Annotated in this window: 21 protein-coding genes; 10 read left to right on the forward strand and 11 right to left on the reverse strand. The window is 43.8% G+C overall.

Features of this window, described 5'->3' with window-relative positions; genetic code table 11:
• Window positions 1–17 precede the first annotated feature (17 nt).
• From QUF19_RS07360 to QUF19_RS07380, 5 genes are all read right to left on the reverse strand, one after another.
• Entirely contained in the window at window positions 18–413 is a 396-nt protein-coding gene (locus QUF19_RS07360; protein ID WP_286298136.1) for a DUF1090 domain-containing protein, read from the reverse strand.
• Between the two features lie 205 nt (window positions 414–618).
• Entirely contained in the window at window positions 619–1,629 is a 1,011-nt protein-coding gene (locus QUF19_RS07365; RefSeq protein WP_286298138.1) for a CobW family GTP-binding protein, read from the reverse strand.
• Complete coding sequence (locus QUF19_RS07370) at window positions 1,619–2,179, reverse strand: LbetaH domain-containing protein (protein WP_286298141.1); 561 nt, start codon at window positions 2,177–2,179, stop codon at window positions 1,619–1,621. Before QUF19_RS07370 ends, QUF19_RS07365 begins: the two co-directional genes overlap by 11 nt.
• Before the next feature lie 36 nt (window positions 2,180–2,215).
• Window positions 2,216–3,595: a dihydroorotase gene (locus tag QUF19_RS07375; protein WP_286298143.1), complete on the reverse strand. Its 1,380-nt coding sequence runs from the start codon at window positions 3,593–3,595 to the stop codon at window positions 2,216–2,218.
• Window positions 3,596–3,672: 77 nt separating this feature from the next.
• On the reverse strand, window positions 3,673–4,131 hold the full coding sequence (locus tag QUF19_RS07380; protein ID WP_286298145.1) for a Fur family transcriptional regulator: 459 nt from the start codon (window positions 4,129–4,131) through the stop codon (window positions 3,673–3,675).
• 638 nt (window positions 4,132–4,769) lie between these two features.
• Here QUF19_RS07380 and ihfA point away from each other — a divergent pair.
• The 5 genes from ihfA (at window position 4,770) to QUF19_RS07405 (ending at window position 7,973) form a co-directional block, all read left to right on the forward strand.
• Window positions 4,770–5,066, forward strand: a complete 297-nt coding sequence (gene ihfA / locus QUF19_RS07385) for an integration host factor subunit alpha (protein WP_004734853.1) — start codon at window positions 4,770–4,772, stop codon at window positions 5,064–5,066.
• 456 nt (window positions 5,067–5,522) lie between these two features.
• Window positions 5,523–5,828 (forward strand): c-type cytochrome, encoded by a 306-nt coding sequence (locus QUF19_RS07390; protein WP_286298229.1) that lies wholly within the window; start codon window positions 5,523–5,525, stop codon window positions 5,826–5,828.
• Window positions 5,825–7,051: a molybdopterin-dependent oxidoreductase gene (locus QUF19_RS07395; protein ID WP_286298231.1), complete on the forward strand. Its 1,227-nt coding sequence runs from the start codon at window positions 5,825–5,827 to the stop codon at window positions 7,049–7,051. The genes QUF19_RS07390 and QUF19_RS07395 overlap by 4 nt, the downstream gene beginning before the upstream one ends.
• Window positions 7,051–7,539 carry a cytochrome C gene (locus QUF19_RS07400; protein ID WP_434784916.1) on the forward strand — a complete coding sequence of 163 codons (489 nt, stop codon included), beginning with the start codon at window positions 7,051–7,053 and terminating at the stop codon, window positions 7,537–7,539. Before QUF19_RS07395 ends, QUF19_RS07400 begins: the two co-directional genes overlap by 1 nt.
• Window positions 7,536–7,973, forward strand: a complete 438-nt coding sequence (locus tag QUF19_RS07405) for a c-type cytochrome (RefSeq protein ID WP_286298236.1) — start codon at window positions 7,536–7,538, stop codon at window positions 7,971–7,973. Before QUF19_RS07400 ends, QUF19_RS07405 begins: the two co-directional genes overlap by 4 nt.
• Window positions 7,974–8,085: 112 nt before the next feature.
• Here QUF19_RS07405 and QUF19_RS07410 read toward each other — a convergent pair whose 3' ends face one another.
• Entirely contained in the window at window positions 8,086–8,862 is a 777-nt protein-coding gene (locus QUF19_RS07410) for a RelA/SpoT domain-containing protein (protein ID WP_017104499.1), read from the reverse strand.
• Window positions 8,863–9,217: 355 nt separating this feature from the next.
• On the opposite strand from QUF19_RS07410, the gene QUF19_RS07415 reads away from it, so the two are divergent.
• A complete protein-coding gene (locus QUF19_RS07415) occupies window positions 9,218–9,871 on the forward strand; it encodes a thiopurine S-methyltransferase (RefSeq protein WP_286298242.1) in 654 nt (217 codons plus the stop codon).
• 139 nt (window positions 9,872–10,010) lie between these two features.
• On the opposite strand, the gene purT is transcribed toward QUF19_RS07415, so the two are convergent.
• The 5 genes from purT to sbcB all read right to left on the reverse strand — a co-directional run bounded on the left by purT (window position 10,011) and on the right by sbcB (window position 15,031).
• On the reverse strand, window positions 10,011–11,186 hold the full coding sequence (gene purT, locus QUF19_RS07420; protein WP_286298243.1) for a formate-dependent phosphoribosylglycinamide formyltransferase: 1,176 nt from the start codon (window positions 11,184–11,186) through the stop codon (window positions 10,011–10,013).
• 167 nt (window positions 11,187–11,353) lie between these two features.
• Window positions 11,354–12,241, reverse strand: a complete 888-nt coding sequence (cdd, locus tag QUF19_RS07425) for a cytidine deaminase (RefSeq protein ID WP_286298245.1) — start codon at window positions 12,239–12,241, stop codon at window positions 11,354–11,356.
• A gap of 289 nt (window positions 12,242–12,530) precedes the next feature.
• Window positions 12,531–13,208, reverse strand: coding sequence for an LrgB family protein (locus tag QUF19_RS07430; RefSeq protein WP_286298246.1), 678 nt, complete (start codon window positions 13,206–13,208; stop codon window positions 12,531–12,533).
• Between the two features lie 2 nt (window positions 13,209–13,210).
• On the reverse strand, window positions 13,211–13,582 hold the full coding sequence (locus QUF19_RS07435; protein WP_108082991.1) for a CidA/LrgA family protein: 372 nt from the start codon (window positions 13,580–13,582) through the stop codon (window positions 13,211–13,213).
• A gap of 24 nt (window positions 13,583–13,606) precedes the next feature.
• A complete protein-coding gene (sbcB, locus tag QUF19_RS07440; protein ID WP_286298249.1) occupies window positions 13,607–15,031 on the reverse strand; it encodes an exodeoxyribonuclease I in 1,425 nt (474 codons plus the stop codon).
• A gap of 982 nt (window positions 15,032–16,013) precedes the next feature.
• Here sbcB and QUF19_RS07445 point away from each other — a divergent pair.
• From QUF19_RS07445 to QUF19_RS07460, 4 genes are read left to right on the forward strand one after another with little or no spacing between them, the layout of a single operon-like run.
• The gene (locus QUF19_RS07445) at window positions 16,014–16,448 is read left to right on the forward strand and encodes a DUF4402 domain-containing protein (RefSeq protein ID WP_017104493.1); all 435 of its coding nucleotides are present in this window, start codon (window positions 16,014–16,016) and stop codon (window positions 16,446–16,448) included.
• Window positions 16,449–16,502: 54 nt separating this feature from the next.
• Entirely contained in the window at window positions 16,503–16,940 is a 438-nt protein-coding gene (locus QUF19_RS07450; RefSeq protein ID WP_029223395.1) for a DUF4402 domain-containing protein, read from the forward strand.
• Window positions 16,937–17,647 carry a fimbrial biogenesis chaperone gene (locus tag QUF19_RS07455; RefSeq protein ID WP_286298253.1) on the forward strand — a complete coding sequence of 237 codons (711 nt, stop codon included), beginning with the start codon at window positions 16,937–16,939 and terminating at the stop codon, window positions 17,645–17,647. The genes QUF19_RS07450 and QUF19_RS07455 overlap by 4 nt, the downstream gene beginning before the upstream one ends.
• A gap of 30 nt (window positions 17,648–17,677) precedes the next feature.
• Entirely contained in the window at window positions 17,678–20,146 is a 2,469-nt protein-coding gene (locus QUF19_RS07460; protein ID WP_286298255.1) for a carboxypeptidase-like regulatory domain-containing protein, read from the forward strand.
• Window positions 20,147–20,202: the final 56 nt, after the last annotated feature.

The following is a 20,202-nucleotide window of genomic DNA, read 5'->3' on the forward strand; positions in this document are numbered from 1 at the left end:
TCTAAAACCAGTCAGGCTTAATTTAACTGAGACAGGTCTTGTTTGTACTGTTCAATCTTTTGTTTTTCTTCGTCGATCTTCCCTTGGTATTTAGCGACCTTGTCGTCTTCGTTGAAGTCTTGCGCTTCTTGAAGTTCCTCTTTGTACTCAACGATTTCTTCTTGCGCGTCTTCAATGTCATCCATTAACTCTGATTTTAGTTCTTCGTTGGTACAGTATGTATTTAACTGATCTAAAGCGTCTGTCAGTCCTTCTAGCTTGTTGTCATATCCGTTGGCTTTCGCGATATCAATTTTCATTTCAATTTCACACGCTTTTTTCTCACAGCCAATCTTTTGCGAACAGTCAGAAGCCAGTGCAGATAAAGGGAAAAGGAACAGAGGTAACAATATTTTAATGCTGTGTTTTGACATTGAGATGGCCTGATTTGGATTAGGTGAATAGAACAAGTTCGAGACGCAACTTACAGGCTCAATGCATGAAAGGCTATATCGTTTAGCTATCAGAAAAAGACCAATGATATATCGACATCTTAAGTTCAGGATCAAGTGGTTTTCGTCTGAACCCTGAGTGACTGAGATTATGTCACTCAGGGGAAAGTAGATTTGCTCCTAGCGATTAACTAACTAAGCATTGAAGCAGGTGAGTTTCTAGGTCGCTGTCTATGGCCTGACCAATCACCTCAATTCTGGTTTCATTGCATTCATCAAGTTCACACTCTGTTAGACCATCTTCAGTTAGGTTGTAACCAAAGATACCGCTTTGAGTGATGAACACCGCTTTCATTCGTTCGGCTTTGAGCCCAACTAATACATTAAGCAATTGCTGACGGTCGAACAGTTTGTCAGCCGCGAATCGCCAACCAATACTTTCAAACCCTTCACCTTGGTTACTCGCCTTTATCATGCCGCTTTCTGGCATCGGTAATTCTGAAGCGAGTGGCTTATCTTGCTGATGATGATGGTGGTGATGGTGGTGATGAGCTTGATGATGGTAAAAATTGGTGTTTCCATCGAACTCGTCGGAAGGGATCTTACCGTGATGGGCAAATATGAGTTTGGTGTCTGGGTGACAAACCTGTGCGACGTACTCAGCCAGTTTTTCTGCATCGCCACTTTTGTACAGGTCGACTTTATTACCCACAATGGTGTCGGCAATGGTGATTTGCTGATTGAAGGTATCGTGTTCAGAATAGCGTGTGTCAGAAAGCTTGCGGGCATCAACCAAAGTAATGTTCTTCTGCAGTGACAAGACTTTGCGGTAATGCTCTGAAGACAAGACTTCTAACACTTCTTTAGGGTGACCAAGCCCTGTCGGCTCGATCAATAAGCGATCAGGTTTTGCTTCTGACAGCAGTTGATTCAGTGCGATCTGCATCGGTAAACCTGCCGCGCAACACATACAGCCGCCAGGCACTTCACGAATAAACACTTGTTGTTTGCTGTCGTTCCCTTGGATCAAACTGCCATCAACGCCAATTTCTCCGAATTCATTCACCAAAATAGCCCAGTTTTCATCTGCGGGCTTGTTCTTCATTAGGTTGAGAATCGCGGTAGTTTTACCTACGCCGAGAAAGCCGGTAATGATATTGGTTGGAATACCCAAGAGAGGCTTTTTATCAGAGTTCATTAGCAATTCTCCGATAACCTTGCACAAGGGTATGGTTTGCCGAAACAACTGATTCTGAAAACGCAGAGTACTCAGGTGGGACCTTGGAGATATTGTTCAAATCAAACCCTGAACCGATGTTGGTCATTGGTGGTACATGGAAGCCTTCAGGTAAGTCGTGCCCATCCACCACACAGTTATGGCGAATCACACAACCTTTGCCAATCACCGCATTAAAGACTACTGAGTTGAAGCCAATAAATACGTCGTCACAGACCTCACAAGGGCCATGAATAATCGAGCGATGGGCGATGGATGAGCGTTCACCAATAGTGACGGCAGCGCCAGCTTTTGAGTGAATGACCACACCATCTTGAATGTTGGTATCACGCTTAATCACGATGGCTTCCATATCGCCTTGTTCATTGACTTCGTCAGCACGAATCACGGCGTAAGGGCCAATAAACACGTTATCTTCAATGATGACCTTGCCACAGATGATGGCGGTCGGGTCAATGAAAGAGGTCTCCGATACTTCTGGCATGTGACCGCTTGGGTTTCTTCTTAACATATTGATTTCTTTTTATTGATTGTAATAACTGCTGAACTAGCGCTCGAATGACAGCCTCATTGCTGGAGTTGGCATTTCGTTTGGTATCTCATTTGGTACATGAGTGTTATGTGTGTTGTTGTCTGCGGATTCTGGGTTGGTATAAACCTTGATGCCGTTTACCCATGTATGCTTAATCTGAGCAGAGAATTCGTGTCCTGAGAATGGCGACCACCTACATTGATACAAGCTGTTTTCATTGCTGACCAAGGTTGGAGTTTGTGGGTCGACTAATACTAGGTCGGCGTAGTAACCCTCACGAATATATCCACGTTCCTGTATCGCATAACGGATAGCTGGGTTATGTGCGGTCTTCTCGACAACCTTAGCCACTGTCATGCTTCCCGCACTTACATGGTCAAACAGGCTCAATAGGGCGTGTTGTACCAAAGGTAATCCTGCTGGGGCTTGTTCGTAAGGAACTTGTTTTTCTTCCCATGTATGTGGTGCGTGATCCGTCGCAATGATGTCTATTTTCCCCGTGTTCAAAGCGGCTAATAGGGCGTCTCTATCGCTTGGGTATTTGACGGCCGGATTACATTTAATTTGGTTACCTAGCGTTGCGTAATCTTTGTTGCTGAACCACAGGTGGTGCACACAAGCTTCTGCCGTAATACGTTTTTCTTGAATTGGCCCTGCGTCAAACAGAGCGAGTTCTTTGGCTGTCGTGATGTGCAGCACATGAAGTTGACTGTTGTGTTTTCTAGCTAGCTCAATCGCATAAGAAGAAGAGGCATAACAGGCTTTGTCGTCTCTTAGAACTGGGTGGTCTTCAATCGTGAAAACGTCTTTTTCTTTTCTTAATTGCTCTTGGTTTTTAGCGATCACTGGCCCGCTTTCGCAATGGGTAACGATAAGGGCGGGGGAATCACGAAAGATGGCATCGAGCGCTTTAGGATCTTCAACCAACAGGTCGCCAGTCGAAGCGCCCATAAACACCTTCACACCGCAGTGTTTGGTTGGGTCGAGTCGCTTAATCTGTTCGAGGTTGTCTTCAGTGGCTCCGAGATAAAACGAGTAATTTGCCAGCGAGCTTTGTGAGGCAATATCAAATTTTCTCTCTAAGGCTTCAATGGTTGTTGTGGCAGGGTTTACGTTTGGCATCTCCATATAGCTGGTAATACCGCCTGCAACCGCAGCTCGTGACTCTGTGGCGATTGAACCTTTGTGTGTTAATCCCGGCTCACGAAAGTGGACTTGGTCGTCAATCATCCCTGGCATTAGATAACAGCCTTGCGCGTCAATGACCTCATCGTTTGGTTTTGGCTTGATATCATCTGCGATTTTTTCGATTCGGTGACCAACGATTAACACGTCGGTTTTAGTCACAGAACCTTCATTGACCACTCGGGCATTTTTGATGAGCGTTGCTGACATAGCGTTTCAGTGTCTCCTTTCTGATTAGGGCTAAGGTAATTTTGAATGTATTAGAGGTTGAGCTGAATGGAATGTCGCTAGGTATGCTCCGCGCAATCATCGCACACGCAGTTAATCTCCAATTGAGGGCTGACCACGGTGAAACCTTCTTGTTTAGCGTGGGATTGAAGCCCATGAATCATGGCAGGGTCGATGGTTTGCTCGCTGATTTTGTCGCACTTTGAGCAAATTAAAAATTGAGGGATACCATGCTCATGTTCGCAAAGGATATGGTCGCAGAGGATGTATTTGTTGGAGACTTTAAGTTTGTGCGCCAAGTGTTGCTCTTCAAGAAACTCCAACACCCGATAAACCGACATTGCTTGAACATGTTGGTCAAAGTGCTCTTTACAATAATCAACGATTTCATAAGCAGAAAGTGCTTTGTTGGCGTGAATCAAGGCTCGCAGGATTAGCTGTCTTTTGGCCGTAAATTGTTTGCCACTGACTTTACAGCCCTGTTTTACATGCTCGATGATCGCTTCAAGATCTCTCATTCAATCCACAAAATTAGAAATAACATAGATATGTTATAACATAACAACTTGAGGTGTGAAACGTACTTTTTGCTTTGTTTAAGCTAAGTGTGAGTAATATTGGTTGTGGATGAGATAAGGTGCTGAGGCGGTTGTTGAGCTGAATATTGAGTTTCGGTTGAAAATACGTTTTTAAAACGTCTAGGAGCGTGCAACATATCAATAGTCAGTATTGAGCCAATCGAATTAAATCCTGAAATGATACGAATCTCATATTTAATAATGCTTATTTAGTAACCTCTGTTGAGTTTGATATCAAATCAAGTCGCTGATTTTATTGAACATAGGAGAAAAGTCTCATAAATTAATATTTAGGAAACTAAAGTTTTAAATTCCATATAAATTCGATTAAATGGAATATAGTTCTATTTGGTTGTGTGTTAGTAGATGTTTTTTAGGCATATATGTGAATTTAGGAGTGGCTTATCTTTCTGATTTGAAAGAATAATTCAATAGTTGAGATAAAAAAGTTGGCGAAAATCAGAAGCTTGGCATACACTTTCCTTGTAAATGACCTTATCTCATTGATTGAATAGGGTAAATGCTTTGGCGCTACTGGCGATGGTAGCAATGTTTAACATAGCTTTGAGGAAAGTTTTATGGCACTCACGAAGGCCGATTTGGCTGAGAACCTGTTTGAGACACTCGGATACAGCAAGCGGGATGCCAAGGAAACGGTGGAAGTGTTTTTCGAAGAAGTTCGTAAAGCGCTCGAAAATGGCGAACAGGTAAAACTGTCTGGTTTTGGTAATTTTGATCTTCGCGAGAAAAACGAGCGACCTGGTCGTAACCCGAAAACTGGTGAAGACATTCCAATTTCTGCTCGACGTGTTGTTACTTTTAGACCGGGACAAAAACTAAAGGCCCGTGTCGAGAATATTAAAATCGAGAAGTAGCCAAGCAATAGACCACGCCTAGCGTGGTCTTTTTGTATCTGGCTCATTTTCACCTCCAGTAATCGTCAACTTCATACATCTCTTTAGCAGGAGATAAGTGCTATTTCCTGTACGCCTATCTTAAGTATATTAGCTCTTCTCGTTTCTCCTCATCTTACTCGTCTCCGGAATCTCATCCTTTATCTTTCATCCCTTTTACCTTTGTTGTTTGTACTTATTTTCTAATCCAACTCGCGGTATTCCTGCTTTCCATATCCTTTTCTAAGCCGTATTCCTTTCATCAAATCTAACACTAACGTTGCCTTTTCTTCCTTACTTGGCCATGCCTCTTGTCGTTTAGTTTTAATAAACGAAGGTTAAATATGTTTGAATTTAAATAAACGAATCAATTTGATTTAATGCCCAGTATTAACAATCAATTAACTTATTTAACCGTTCAAATACTAAGGAGGAACCTTGCGACAAGCCTTTTTAGCTTTGATATTTCTCGCTCTGCCTGTGGTAGTCACGGCAGCGGAATATCAGCAAATAGCAAATATGTGTATTGCCTGTCACGGTAGCGGCGAAGATACGTCATATCCGTCGATTCCCAACTTGAAGTGGCAAAACAAGGTTTACCTTACCGAACAGTTGTCGAACTTTAAGAGTGGTAAACGAACAGACAAAACTATGTCTAAAGTGGCTCAACTTTTGTCTGAGCAAGATATCGAGAAACTAGCCAACTACTTTTACACACTGCATCACAAAGGGTCACCCCAATGAGTTTAGACAGAAGGCAATTTCTTAAAGCTGCGCTTTCCGCTACAGCCGTTTCTGCATTGCCGGTTTCTTGGGTATTTGCGGCTAATCGACCTGAAGACTTGGCGGCACTCGATATCAACGCGTTAACGTGGGCGAAAGCTGAAGACCTTCCTGATTACTACACCGTTTTGAATACCAACCCTCTGAATGCCTATCCGCCAGAAAGTATGCTTGCACCTGCTGTTACACCTGCAGATGTGCCGTTTGTTCGATGGAATGGCTTGATGCCAGATTTTGTAGAAATGGATCCTGAGACTTGGACTTTTGAAGTGAAAGGCGAGTCAGTGAAAGAAAGTAAATCCTATACGCTGGCAGAACTTAAATCCAAGTTTAAACATCATACTCAGAGCCTTGTATTGGAGTGTGGTGGTAACAGCCGTAATAACTTCTATCCAAGTACCAAGGGGAATCAATGGAGTAACGCGGGCGTTTACTGTTCGCAATGGACCGGCGTTTTGCTCAGTGATGTTCTTAAAGACTGTGGCATTAAAGATGATGCGGTTTACGTGGGTAATCACGGCTTTGATAAACACTTAAGTGGCAAAGGAGAAGCCATCTCGCGTGGTGTGCCTATTGCGGCTGCGATGAACGACAACGCTTTGATTGCATGGGAAATGAATGGAGAACCAATTCCATACCTTCATGGCTTCCCACTTCGAAGCGTGTTTGGTGGACGCCCAGCATCGGTTTCTCAGAAGTGCACGACAGGGATTAGTATTCGTAACAAAATTCATGACGGCCATAAGATGGCGGCACCTGCCTATCAAGTACCAAAACATCCGATAGCGCCGGGTGAGAAGGTCGATAACAAAGATTTTCGAATCATTGAAGAGATGATCGTAAAATCGTTGATTACTTCACCAAAGAGCGGGACTGAGTTTTCGCTTGGTAAAAAAGTCACGGTCAGCGGCCATGCTTGGGCCGGGCTCAGAACGGTTGAGAAGCTGCAGGTGAGTTACGATTATGGGACGACATGGCATGATGCAAAGCTTAATAGACCCGTCAACAAAGGCGCATGGCAGCAATGGGAGGCCGATTTAGACCTTCCTATGACCGGTTATTACGAGATTTGGGCAAAGGCAACCGACAGTGAAGGCGACAGTCAGCCAGTCGTACAACCACAATGGAACCCGAAAGGTTATTTGTTCAATGGTTGTCACCGTATTGCAGTTCGAGTGTCGTGATGAAACAAATTAACGATAAGTCTCTTCATACTCATTCTACTCTCGCCAATTCTGCCCGTGCCCGGTTGACTGATGTAAGTAAGCGTTCTTACCGCAAAGACATAATGAGAGCCGCTCTAGTATGCAGTCTATTAACCTCGATGCTCGTACATGCCGATGAGATTCCAGAAAACCCGAAAGAGTATTACGGTGTAGACAAGACCTCTGGGCTCATTATGGCCCCAGGTTGGGAAGTGGTGAATGGCCAGTGTAATGCGTGTCACACCAGTTTAATCGTGGCTCAGAACAGCGGCACTAGAGAACAGTGGCGAGAGACGATCCAATGGATGGTTGATACTCAGGGGTTGTGGGACTTGACAGATACATGGGATCCAGTGCTCGATTACTTGAGCACTTACTACCAAGACAAAGGCATCGACATGAACAAGTATCGTCGTAAGCCTATTGATAGCGCCTTGTTGCCACCAATGCCAGGAGCGCATAAATGACGATGAACTCAGTGACATTAGTGTCTATATTTCTGGCGCCTGCGATGGCCGTTATGTTGCTTTCTGCATGCTCTGATGAACATTCCGAATTTGACACTAAGGTAGTGCCCAAAATTGACGTTGAGCTAGAAAAAGCGGAGCCTTATATACCAAGTTTGATTGCGGGCGAGAAACTTGCCCAGAACCTTTGTAGCCAGTGCCACGGCGATAAGATCATTCCTTTTGTGCAATCTTACCCAAATATAAAGGGACAAAAGGCGAGTTACATTCTTAAGCAACTACGTGATTTTAAAAGCGATGAACGCCAAGATCTGTATATGCAGTCGGTAGTGAAGTCTTTATCAGATAGAGACTTACAAGACGCGGCGGCATTTTACAGCACGTTAAAACCCTTGGATTTATACAACCGCTCTAAGGAGTATTATCACCAATAGCTTGGAATGGTGAGGTTGGGACAGACAAGCGAACGATTTGTTTATCAAACAGGTACTAAAAAGGGCTGCGAGTGCAGCCCTTCTGGTGTTTGTCGGTATTACGCAGTTCGCGCTAAGCCGCTTTAATGTGCGTTGTAATGTATGGTTGCCATGCTTGTTGGTAAAGCTCTAGAGATTGGCGTCTTAGGCTATTGATTTGCGCCGCTTCGATGTCGTTAATCGGGCGTTTTTCTGCAATAGCGTGACGCTCAATGCCTTGGATGATTTCGTAAAGCTCATGTTCAGGGCCACTTTTCACATCAGCGATGGCTCTCAAGTGAAGTTGCACTTCGGCAATAACATTAGTTTTAGGTAAACGAACCAAAAGGTTCAAATCACGGTAGCCAGAATCAGCCGGTGATTTGAATTTGTTTTTCACTTTTACCACATCCGCTTCGCGGCTTAGAGCTTCGTAAACTTCGACCAAGCTTTCTACATCGTTAGCGATGATGGTTGCGCGGGCTAAGTCGGTAATTCTTGATACATCGCCATCTAACTCAAGGTCAATTTTCTCTTCTGCTCGTGCTTGAGATTTAACGCCAGCAAAGAGTGCGTCTGAGTTAGTCAGTAGGGCAGTACTTTTACAGATGGTTTCTAGTTCAGCCTGTGCTTGGTGAGCTTTGCTGTACAGAATATCGAAGTCGGTATAAGGCTGAGTCGGACGTGAGTCGAATGCTTTGATGCCGTATAAGCCGCTAAGGCTGTGGCGGAATACGTTTGATGAAACTTGGTTTTGCGCAGGAGTGCGCGATTGATCAGTTGAACTTGTTGAAACAGGTGCTGCTGCGAATGCAGGCGCTCGGCTCAATACTAGAAGCATTAGGGCCGTCGTACGGAGAAATACACTCATTCAAACTCCAAAATACAAGGTTACAAAAACGGGTAAATCAAAAGGGGTAACCAGTAACGCATAAGAGTAAAAACAGCTTAACTACACTAACCAATCTAGCTATATATTAGATGGGGCTAGTTAAGACCGAAACCAACTCTAACGTTTAATATTGCTTTAAAATGTGAAGATATAGACAAATCATTTAAGCGTTTGTTCCCAAATTTTGAGAACTTTGAACCTCGGCAATCTTCTTTGTTAACTCGCGTCGTTTTCTACTATGACTCATGTCGTTTTTAAGTTTGAATCAAGCGAAGGTTGCTCTTACTTCTCTATACTGTACCCTTGCATTATGACTGTTTAACATGAACGAAAGATGAATAATCCTGAATTTTGGCACAATAAATGGGCAGCCAACCAAATTGGTTTCCACCTTGAAGATGTAAACCCGCTTCTTATCGAATTTTGGCAAAAGACTAACCCTAGTTACGACAAGAGTGTCTTCGTGCCTCTTTGTGGTAAGAGTGAAGATTTGATTTGGTTAGCGACCAAGCATGAAGAGGTTCAAGGTGTCGAATTAAGCCAGATCGCGGTTCGCGCATTTTTCTCTGAGCATTTATACACACCGACAGTGACTCAAATCAGTGGTCAACATGAGCTGTACCAATTTGATGAGCTGAGTGTTTACACCGGTGACTACTTCACTGCGCCCATTCAGCCTGTCGACATCATTTATGATCGTGCTTCGTTGGTGGCTTTGCCTGCTGAGATGCGCGCGCAATATGTGGAACGTTTGAAGCAACTGTTAAAGCCTGGCGGCAAGATCTTGTTGGTTACATTGGATTACGACCAACGCGAAATGGCAGGGCCTCCGTTTAGCGTGCCTAAGCTAGAGATCGATCAGTTGTTTGCAGGCTATAAGATCACTTTGTTGAATCAAGATATTGCAGATGATGAACACCCTAAGATTGCGAAGAAAGGTTTGTCTCGATTCAGTGAAGAAGTGTATTTGATTGAGTCTGACGCTTAAGCTGAGTTTGCTTTTAAGCTATCAGCTATCAGCTATTAGCTAACGGCAACAGCTAAAACGAACAAAAAGACGGGCTCGATAGCCCGTCTTTTTTATTGTTCAGATTTGAAGTCGTGATTGTTCAGAATTGAATAGCTGGTTAGTAAATCACTTTTACTTTTGCCGCGCTTTCAATGGCATCTTCGATCGCTGTCTCTGTGCTGTTGCGACGAGTTAACGCCACACCAAGACGACGGCGACCATAAATGTCAGGCTTACCGAACAAGCGAACTTGCGTTTGTGGTGCGTCTAGCGCTTCTGCAAGGCCTTCAAAACGGATATTCGTTGATGTGCCTTGGCCTAAGATAACCGCTGATGCACATGGGCCGTATTGAGTAATCGACTTAATTGGCATACCTGTAAATGCGCGAACGTGTAGTGCGAATTCCGACGAGTCTTGAGACATCAAAGTAACCAAGCCAGTGTCGTGTGGGCGAGGGGATACTTCATTGAAGATCACGTGGTCGCCTTTAACAAACAACTCAACACCAAAGATGCCGTGGCCGCCTAATGCGTTAACTACTTGCTCTGCGGTGTATTGCGCCGCTTTAAGAGCGTTGTCTGACATGATTTGTGGCTGCCATGATTCACGGTAATCACCGTCTTCTTGGCGGTGGCCAATTGGTGCACAGAAGTGAACACCGTCGACTGCACGAACGGTAAGCAGTGTGATTTCGTAATCAAAGTCGATGAAGCCTTCAACGATTACGCGACCCGCGCCAGTACGACCGCCTTCTTGTGCGTAGTCCCAAGACTTTTGAATGTCTTCTTCTGTTTTGATAACGCTTTGGCCTTTACCTGAAGAACTCATTACTGGCTTAACAACGCAAGGCATACCCACGAACTCAACGGCTGCTGAGAAATCTTCAAAGGTGTCTGCAAAGCGGTAAGGAGATGTGCTCAGCTTTAGCTCTTCTGCGGCTAGGCGACGGATACCTTCGCGGTTCATCGTCAGCTTGGTTGCATTCGCAGTTGGAACGACATTCAACCCTTTTGCTTCTAGCTCTACCAACTTGCTGGTGGCAATCGCTTCGATTTCCGGTACCACATAATCTGGTTTTTCTAGTTCAATAATGGCTTCTAAAGCGTCAGCGTCTAGCATATCCAATACGTGACTGCGATGTGCGACTTGCATAGCCGGTGCGTCTGCATAACGGTCACAAGCAATAACTTCTAAACCTAAACGTTGGCACTCGATAGCCACTTCTTTGCCAAGTTCACCTGAACCTAATAGAAGTACACGAGTAGCATTTTCACGAGTAGCGGTACCAAACATAGAAATTCCTTCCGATCTTTTGAACGATTGATTGAAAACGGGGTGATCATACTTATTTAAATGACAAAAGCAAACGTTTGCGTAAGTTGCTGCGTTAATTACAAGTATAAAAAAAGCAGCCCCGTTAAATAGGGCTGCTTATTTAAATTTTTGTTAACTAGATGTACTTAGATTGCTAAGTAAGTCACTGGAATGTCGGGATTAATCGCTTCTAATGTAGATTGCGTATCCGCTAGGTGACTGATGCTACCGTCGGCCATTTCAACCAACGCTGCGTTTTCAATTTGTTCAAAATCGAAGCCAGCCAATTTCAGCTGAATTAGAGCCACTTGTAGAGGTGGTAGGCTAGGGTTGAACGCTGCGTTTTCAGCGTAAGCACCCGTGAAGATCTCGCCAGTTGTCAGTTGTAGTGAAACGCCACTTAGGTTCTTAGTGTAAGGAGCGTGGCTGCGGTTCAATGCAGTTAAAGCGTCTACAACAACAGGGTTCATTTCATCTGTTGTGTATTGGTGGTTCAGCTTTGTCATCAAGCCAGTTGTCACACCTAAATCGGCAGGGCCGAATGAGTCTGGCAGGTACTCTTGCAGAGACATTTCATCACGTTGTGGCAGCTGAACTTTAAGTTCTTTTGCTGTTGTCAGCTCATTCATGAATTGACGACAGTGACCACAAGGGCTGAAGTTGATCGTGATGTCAGAAAGGCCTTCTTCTCCCTTCATCCAAGCGTGGCTGATGGCTGATTGTTCAGCATGAACTGTTTGACCAAGTTGAGCACCTGCGATCTCCAAGTTTGCACCGAAGTACAAGCGACCAGATAGGCCACGCACGATGGCACCAACATAGAATTCAGAAAGAGGCGCATAAGAGTATGCTGCTGCGATTGGCAGTAAAGCTAGGCGAACTTCTTTATCAGAAAGACCGCTCGCATCTAGCAAGCTTTGCAACTGCTCTTTAGAGATAGTGGCGTCAAAGTTGTCTGCTAATACGATGTCACTCAAAAGCGCTTTCATTGATGTTGGAGCACTTTCCAGCGCCAGGGTAATACGACTGTTCATGTTGAATCCTTAATTGACCTTAGGCTTTAATTCTATGCAATGCTCAGGATTTTTCTGTGACATTGATCGCTATTATATTGTTGTTGTTACATTGGTTTGCATAATTAGGGTGAGGTCACAGATGAAATCGATTGCAAGGACAAAAATCATCGTTGATATCGCAAATCAAAGGTTAGTTAGTACCGTTATCGCTGAATAATGGCGACGAAAAAGCCCAAACAGACGCTGAAATAACAGTGTGATGTTTGGGCTTACATGATCTTATAAAAATAATTTCAGAGTCGATTGGTTAAGAGTAGAGCCAAATCACCACTGAAAATACGCTAGGTGCGATGATTGAGGTGATAACCCCACAAAGAACCAACGCCAACGAGCTGAATGCCGCATCTTCTTGGTTCTTTTCAGCACATGTAGCGGTACCTAAAGCGTGAGATACCGTGCCCATGGTTAAACCTCTGGCGATTGGGCTCTTAATTCCAATTAGGTTATAGATAGGGTAAGCAAAGATGGCTCCGAACAGACCAACGATTAACACCAGAATCGCTGCAATCGCTGCTTCACCGCCAAGGTGGCTTGATACTTCCATTGCAATCGGAGTGGTGACGGATTTACCTAGCAGGCTCGCAATTAGGCTTAGATCTGCTTTAAAGGCAACAGCAATCAATGCTGTCGTGGTCATCGACATTACACTGCCCAGCGTACAAGCAAAGGTAATGATGCGCCAATTAGCTCGAATTTGAGGCAACTGCTCATACAAAGGGTAAGCAAGTGCCACAACCGCAGGCTGAAGCATGTAAGTAATCCAAGTGTTGTCTGCGTAATAGGTCTCGAAAGGGACCTTGAAGAACAACAGGATAGGAATAATGATACTAATGCTGATCAGTAACGGATTACACAGCGGTGAGTTCACTTTTTGGCTGACCCAACGAGCAAACAGAAACACCACGATAGTGAGTAGAATCCACATGATTATTGACCTCTCGAAAGCAAGCGGTCTAAGAACCATGATAGAGAGACCAATACGATCAGTGTTCCACCAACTGCACTCGCCATAATTGGTAGTGCATTGGCGATAAGCATGTCGAAGTGATCCATTAGCCCGACACTGATTGGGACGAACAATAAGATCATCAAACGAATAATCAAACTGGCACCGGGCTGAACCCAGTGCGAAGGAACGATACCAATCACCATGGCAGTAAACAGAATCAACATGCCAAAAATACTGCCTGGGATTGAGGTCTCTAGATATTGTTGTAACGCGTTACCTGCTGTGAGAGCACCTATGATTAAGGTGAAGGAGATTAAGCAGTAAACGAGTTTGATCAATCTTTCTTTCAAAGTGTCACGTCTCTTGATTATGAATTAACTAGCTAACTTTTCTACGTACTGATAAACCGCTTTTAAGATAGCCATTTTCTTCTCGTCGCTTTCGTGTTCATGCGCGAGGTTTTCGAGGTTCAACATATAATCCTCTAAACGACTCTCATAATACTCACGACAGTGGTTAGCCCATTTCAGTTGTTCAGCTTCGTCTAGCGTCCATGGGAAATGGCGAGCGCGGTAACGGAACAACAAAGGCTTGATACGTTCGTCACCAAAAGTGATGTCCAGTGCTGCCAAGTTATTCGGGTCAGTTTCGCGAAGGATGTTCATCGCGGTTTTATCGGCTGGAGAGAAGAAACCGTCGTAAAGATGTGTGTCTACGTCGTCGCTTTTCTCGTATTCACGTTCTTGTGAATACAAACCGATCAGCTTTTCACGGATCTCTGGATGTTCACGTAATAGGCCTAGGTTCTTCAAGCATTGTTGACGGTCGATACCGATCGTTTCTGCGTTTTCAGCGGTGAGCGTTTTTGCTGGCGCGAGAATAGGGCACTTGTTGAGTTGTACCAGTTTGATTGGTACTGGCAGTTCGTCTTCAGCAAGCTCACTGCGCTTGGTATAAAGCCTTTCTCTTAGTTCATCCGCATCCATTTCCAGTAAAGGACTTGGATCTTTCGCTAGGTCGACCACAATAACCGCGTTTTGGTTGGTTGGGTGCCACGCCATAGGCACTACCCAGCTTGTGTAATTACAATCACGACCAAACATGCCTGACACGTGCATTAAAGGTGTCATGTTTACGATGTCGACTAATTCATTCAACTTGCGTTTGTGGCGCATGTTGTAGAGGTAATCAAACATCTTAGGTTGTGCGGCCTTTAACTTCTTAGCCAGTTCGATAGTCGCAATAACATCAGCCATCGCATCGTGCGCGTTTTCGTGTTCGATGCCGTTTGCCACAGAAAGGTGTTCCAGTTTGAAACTTGGAAAACCTTCATCGTTTGTTGGCCAGTTAATACCGTCAGGGCGCAGTGCATGGACTGCACGCATCACATCCAATAAATCCCAACGTGAATTGCCGTTCTGCCAGCTCCACGCATATGGGTCAATGAAGTTACGGTAACAGGTGTATCGTGTCACTTCATCATCGAATCGAATGCTGTTGTATCCCAAGCTTGTGGTGTTCGGCTTAGCAAGCTCGGCATGAATCTTAGCGATAAACTCAGGCTCAGGTAGGCCTTGTGACATGGCTTTCTGAGGCGTAATTCGAGTGATTAATGCAGCTTCAGGTCCAGGCAGATAATCAGCAGGAGGCTGGCAGTAGATAACTAAAGGCTCCCCGATAATGTTGAAATCTTGGTCGGTACGAACACCGGCGAACTGACTCGGGCGATCTTTCGCTGGGCTAACGCCCCATGTTTCGTAATCGAAAAAGAAATAGGTCGACTGATTATCTGAACTCATTGAATTTCCTGAACAGCAAGCGGGAGCCGTTTACTGTGGCTGAAGGTTAGTTTTGTTCAGTATCTGATAGTATGCGGTACGCGTGCAACCCAGATCACAAATAAATTGCCGTAAAACGGTGGTTTACTATTCAATCGAGTCGATAGGCGTGCTTTTGAATCCAATTGTGACTCTTTATTAGTAACCTTTCTGTCTGTTTGCCTCTTTCTATCACCTTATCTATTGGTCTTTATGAGCTGGCTTTTATGAATTGGGATTGAAGTTACCGCGAACGACCTTGTTTTCGGTTTTCGGTTTGCTCTAGCGGCTGTGATTAGGGTTAGAGGTGCATTCATATTCTTAGACAGGTGTATAAGCTATCGTACGAGTGTTTAAATCGCTGAATCTTCCTGTCTGGCGCTTTGCCACGCAGGTGTCCGTCTGCAATATAATTCTCTTAGCCTTATTTAATTATGGGGTATTTATGAGTGTAGGAATTAACTTAATTAGTGAGTTCTACTTGTCTCATCTTTAATACTTTATAGACACCTTGTTTTAATTGGATAACAAAAGGATTGGTAATATTTCATTTTTATTACAGCTTGAGGTAAATGCTAATCTGTTTCACTTTTGAGACTGCATTGCAATACGGTGATCTATATAACAATTAACCTTAATTAAATAAGTGTTTATTGTTCTTATTTATTTTTGGTTGTTTTAATTGATTTATCTACCATGAAAAATAATGGCGCACAAAAATAAAGGGAATTAAATGTAAAACCAGTTTTATATATATTTAGTGGAATTGTTTAAATACCACTATTTTTGCTAGTGTTATTTGTGTCAATTTGCGTGATCTTATTCTCACTGCGCCTCATTTCTTTATAAATTAGTGTCAATGTATATATTTTATAAATAGGATTGCTGTTACTTGATTGTTAACTCTGATTAACTATTAGGTAACCCTAATAATAAAGCCGATTTTATATAAAGGATTAAAGAAATGAACAAAATTTTTAAGGTTGTTGCTGTCTCTGCACTTTCTATCTCTTCAGCGAACGTTTTCGCTGTGAGTGACACTTTTGATGCAACACTAGAAGTAAAACAAGCAATTACGATGACAAAAACAAGTGATCTTGACTTTGGTATCATCACTTCAGATAACACAACCGATGTTGTTATCGCTCAGGGTGATGCAGGAGCTGCGGCATTTACTCTTTCTGGAGAGTCTGGTGATGCAGTAACAGTAAGTATTTCTGATACTAACTTAGTTAACGGTGTAAATACGATTGCAGCAGAATTCGACTTTAATAACGCTATTACTCTTACTGGTGGTAGTGCGGATCTTAATATTGGTGGCACAGCACGTACTTCAAGTGCAACATTAGTTGCTGGTACTTATACTGCAAACGTTGCAGTAGATGTTACTTACCAGTAATTGATATAAAACAAGTCTAATAATAGCGACTGCTATTTATCAGTCGCTTTTACTATGAAACTATTTTTAAAACATTCCCTTTGTACTGCCATCATGGTTTTTTCTTTTTCATTATATGCATTAGAAATTATTCCAGAAAATATGGAAGTAAAGTTTCCAGGTATGTATATCTCTGGATCTGGACAAAATGCCGATGCTAACCCGGCGAATAGCCAGGTTTATGTCGTGCGTTTTTATGTTGAAGGTGAACCAGGGAAAAAAATTGTGGTTTCTCTTCCTTCAAAGCAATACCTCAACCATTCTCGTAAATCCAAGCGGCTTCGTATTCGGAAGTTCTATTTTGGTTGTGGGTTATCAAAACGAGGCCGAGCCAAAATAAAAGGCAACGGCAGAACCAAATTATTGTGTATTGGTGCAAAAGTGAAAATTGGCGCTAATCACCCTGCCGGTGTTTATACCAGTACTATCCCCTTTGAGGTTAATTATAAATGAAGTTGTTTATCTCATGCGTTTTCGGCTTACTTTTCACTGCTCAAGCCTATGCTCAACTCCTGATCGCTCCGACTCGTTTTGTTCTTGATGCTGATACGTCGGTAACGGAAAAGATTGTTGTCGAAAACAACTCCGATCAACCCATTCGCTTGGAGATAAAGCCGATTTACCGTCCTGTAAAGGCCAGTGGCTTGGTGCGCACTGATACGAGTGTGACCCAGTCAGAGAACATCGCGAACTGGATTAAAGTATCACCACCGATTATTCGTGAGTTGAAGCCAAATCAACGACGTACGGTTCGTTTACGAATGACAGCATTGCCAGCAGATATGCCTGACGGCGAATATCGTGCGTATTTATGGTTTTCTCCTATCGCCAAAGCGAAAGACTTATCGGAAGTCGACTTGTCGGGAAAGGCCAAATCGAATGATGGATCGGCTTTTGAACTTAACTTCCACATCAACAGCTATGTACCTGTTTATGTTCAGAAAGGGGGGCCAGTACAAGATGTTAAGTATCACTGTGATGAACAAAGCATTACGATTCGTAATGACGGTAACTTCCAGTTCAATGCCAAACTGAACGTTGACGACCATATTGAAAAAGTCGTGTTGCTCCGCAATGCTGAACTGACTAAACCTTTGCCAAAAGGGTCGAAGGTCTCGTTGGTTCAAAACGAAAACTCGTTGTTCGAATGCGTTTTGTAGCGAGAGTGCAGACGACTCAAGTAAAGTAAAATGCTTAGACGTGTGGTTTGGCATGCCCTGTTGTTGTTGTTCTTTTTGTCTCTGTCTTTGGCGGCGCATTCAGAAGTGAACCCAGAGGCGAGCGAACTGTATCCTGCTCATATCGAAGTGCGCGTTGGTCGAGTTGGAGATAGCTTTTATCGGGTCATGATGGATGACTACGAAGAACCGTTTATTTCGATATCGAATGCTGCGTTTTCTCTGTTAGAGATGAATGGGCAATGCGATGAAAACGGCTATTGCGAAATCTACCTACCGCAAGATGTGGGTAGAGAGTCTCCTCCCTATATTGTCGATACCGAGCAAGCGATCTGCTATCGCGATGAAAACAATAATCGCGATGACAACAATATCCAGTCAATCAAATTTGAAGTGATCGACTCGGAAACCTACATCCATTGGTACAGCTTACAAGCCTGTATTCCCGCTAAAATCCGGTGGGACATTGATGACTATCGGTTAACTGTCTCTCCAGAATTCAGCTCGTTGACTGAGTTAGAAGCGGTGATCTCAAAGATCAAAAATGAATCCCGTAAGAAAGCGGAAGACTTAAAGCGTGCGGGCAACATTCCAGCTATAGAACCGCGTGCGACTGTGGGTTTGGCGACGAGAGTTGCAGCTTCTGTTTATCATGATAGCGAAACTGGCGGCGACGTTTACGCCATCTCTGACACCATTTTAAGTACTGAACACTCCTTGTCTCGACTGTCTATTGATTCACGAGAAGATCAGCCCATCGTCTATTACAACATTGCGGTTGAGGCGCATGAAGGGGAAGGCTCTCTTGAAATCGGCCATGTGCTGTTAGATGGCAGCGTTTTTACAGTCAATCAAACACTCGAAGATGGGCTCTATTTCACCAACCGAAAGCGTCAACCTGAATTTGGCAACTTGCAATTGGAACGGACTACCCAGCCCAACATCAGTATCGATGTGTTGGTTAATGGCATCTATCAAACCACTTATCGTTCTGATGAGTTTGGACGTTTCGTTGTTGAAGAAGACAACATCTCGCCGGGTGACACCATAAAGTTTCGCTATTACTTATCGAAAGGAGTCTGGCAGGAAGAAGAGATTACCGTCGCCGGTTTAGAAGATGCATTTTTGCCACGCAACGAGTGGGGCGTCCAGGTAGTCGGGAATGAAGGTGCAGACCGAGCGGGTGCTGTATCTCTGGAATATGGCCTTGCTGATTACTTTACCGTGGGGAGCGCTTTCATGAGGCAACATGGCAAAGACTTGGTTGGTTTTCAGGGGCGATATTTACCGACACATTGGTTTGCAGGTCATATCGGATGGTTGCCTGATTTTAATCGATTTCCAATGGAGTTTGATATTTTGTTAGGTGGCGACCAGTCGGCGTCAATTGAGCTCAACAAAACCGATGAGTTGGACTTGGAGTCGATGGAGTACGACGTATTCAAATACAACTTGTCGTTTGCAAACCTCACGGCATTTTTAACGGTCAGAGACGATGAAGACGAGCTTAGTGTTGAACCCAAAGTTAACGCCAAAGTATCCAGTAACCTGTTTCTCTCCTATGCCGGCGACTATCAATACATAAAGGACTCTCATGAAGACAGTTATTTACACACGGTCGAACTCGCCAAAAGTGGATTTTCTGATACGTCCTGGAATATCTCTGGGACGGTTAATGGTTCTGGTCATCATGAAAGAACCGAACTCTCTTTAAGAAATGCGTGCAAAGAGTGCGTGCTTGATCCTTTTAACGTGTTCCAAGAACTCACCACGAACGTATCAGCACATTATCAGAAACAGGATGTGTCTTTTACGGCCTCTTTGGAAGCGCGCGTGAATCCTTACTTGCTGTTCAAGTTGGAGGGAACCGAAGACCGTTACGGTGTAGAAATGACCACGGAATTTGGGGCTAAAACGTACTTTGATGAAAACATCGGAGAGTTTGTAGAGTGGAATCGATACAACCATTCTAAGTTGACTGGGATTGTTTATGACCACCACAAACAACCGATACCTGGGGTAAGCCTACAAATACTCGATCAACGCGCGGTCAGTGATTCAAAAGGTCACTTTGAGTTTTCGAGTGTTCCGGCCCGAAGTAATCTCCCCATCTATATTGATGAAGGCGCGCTCGATTTGAACCTGACACCGATTCAAAACCCTGTGTTTGTGAATACCAAGCAGGTGGGATTGACTCACGCGAATATCGAAATGGTGGTGTCATTTGGTGTTGATGGCACAGTGGAAGGCGTAATCGAAAGCAATGCGTATCTGCACTTCAAACATATCCAGAAAGGAACTGAATATTCGAGCGAAATAGAGAGCGATGGCTTTTATATGGTAGAAGGACTGATCGCTGGAAAATACATTATCACCCTAGAGATGGGCGACAAAAGATACGTTCAAGGAGCCGATTTGGACGGTGATTTTTGGGTAAGCGATCTCACTTTCAATTTTATCGACTTCCACAGGGTGTATTAGGTCAGCAGGTCTATTTTTATGTAAGCTATTTGTTCGCTAGCTACTTCTGCATAAGC

The organism is Vibrio sp. FE10 (assembly GCF_030297155.1).
GTDB classification, from domain to species: domain Bacteria; phylum Pseudomonadota; class Gammaproteobacteria; order Enterobacterales; family Vibrionaceae; genus Vibrio; species Vibrio apostichopi.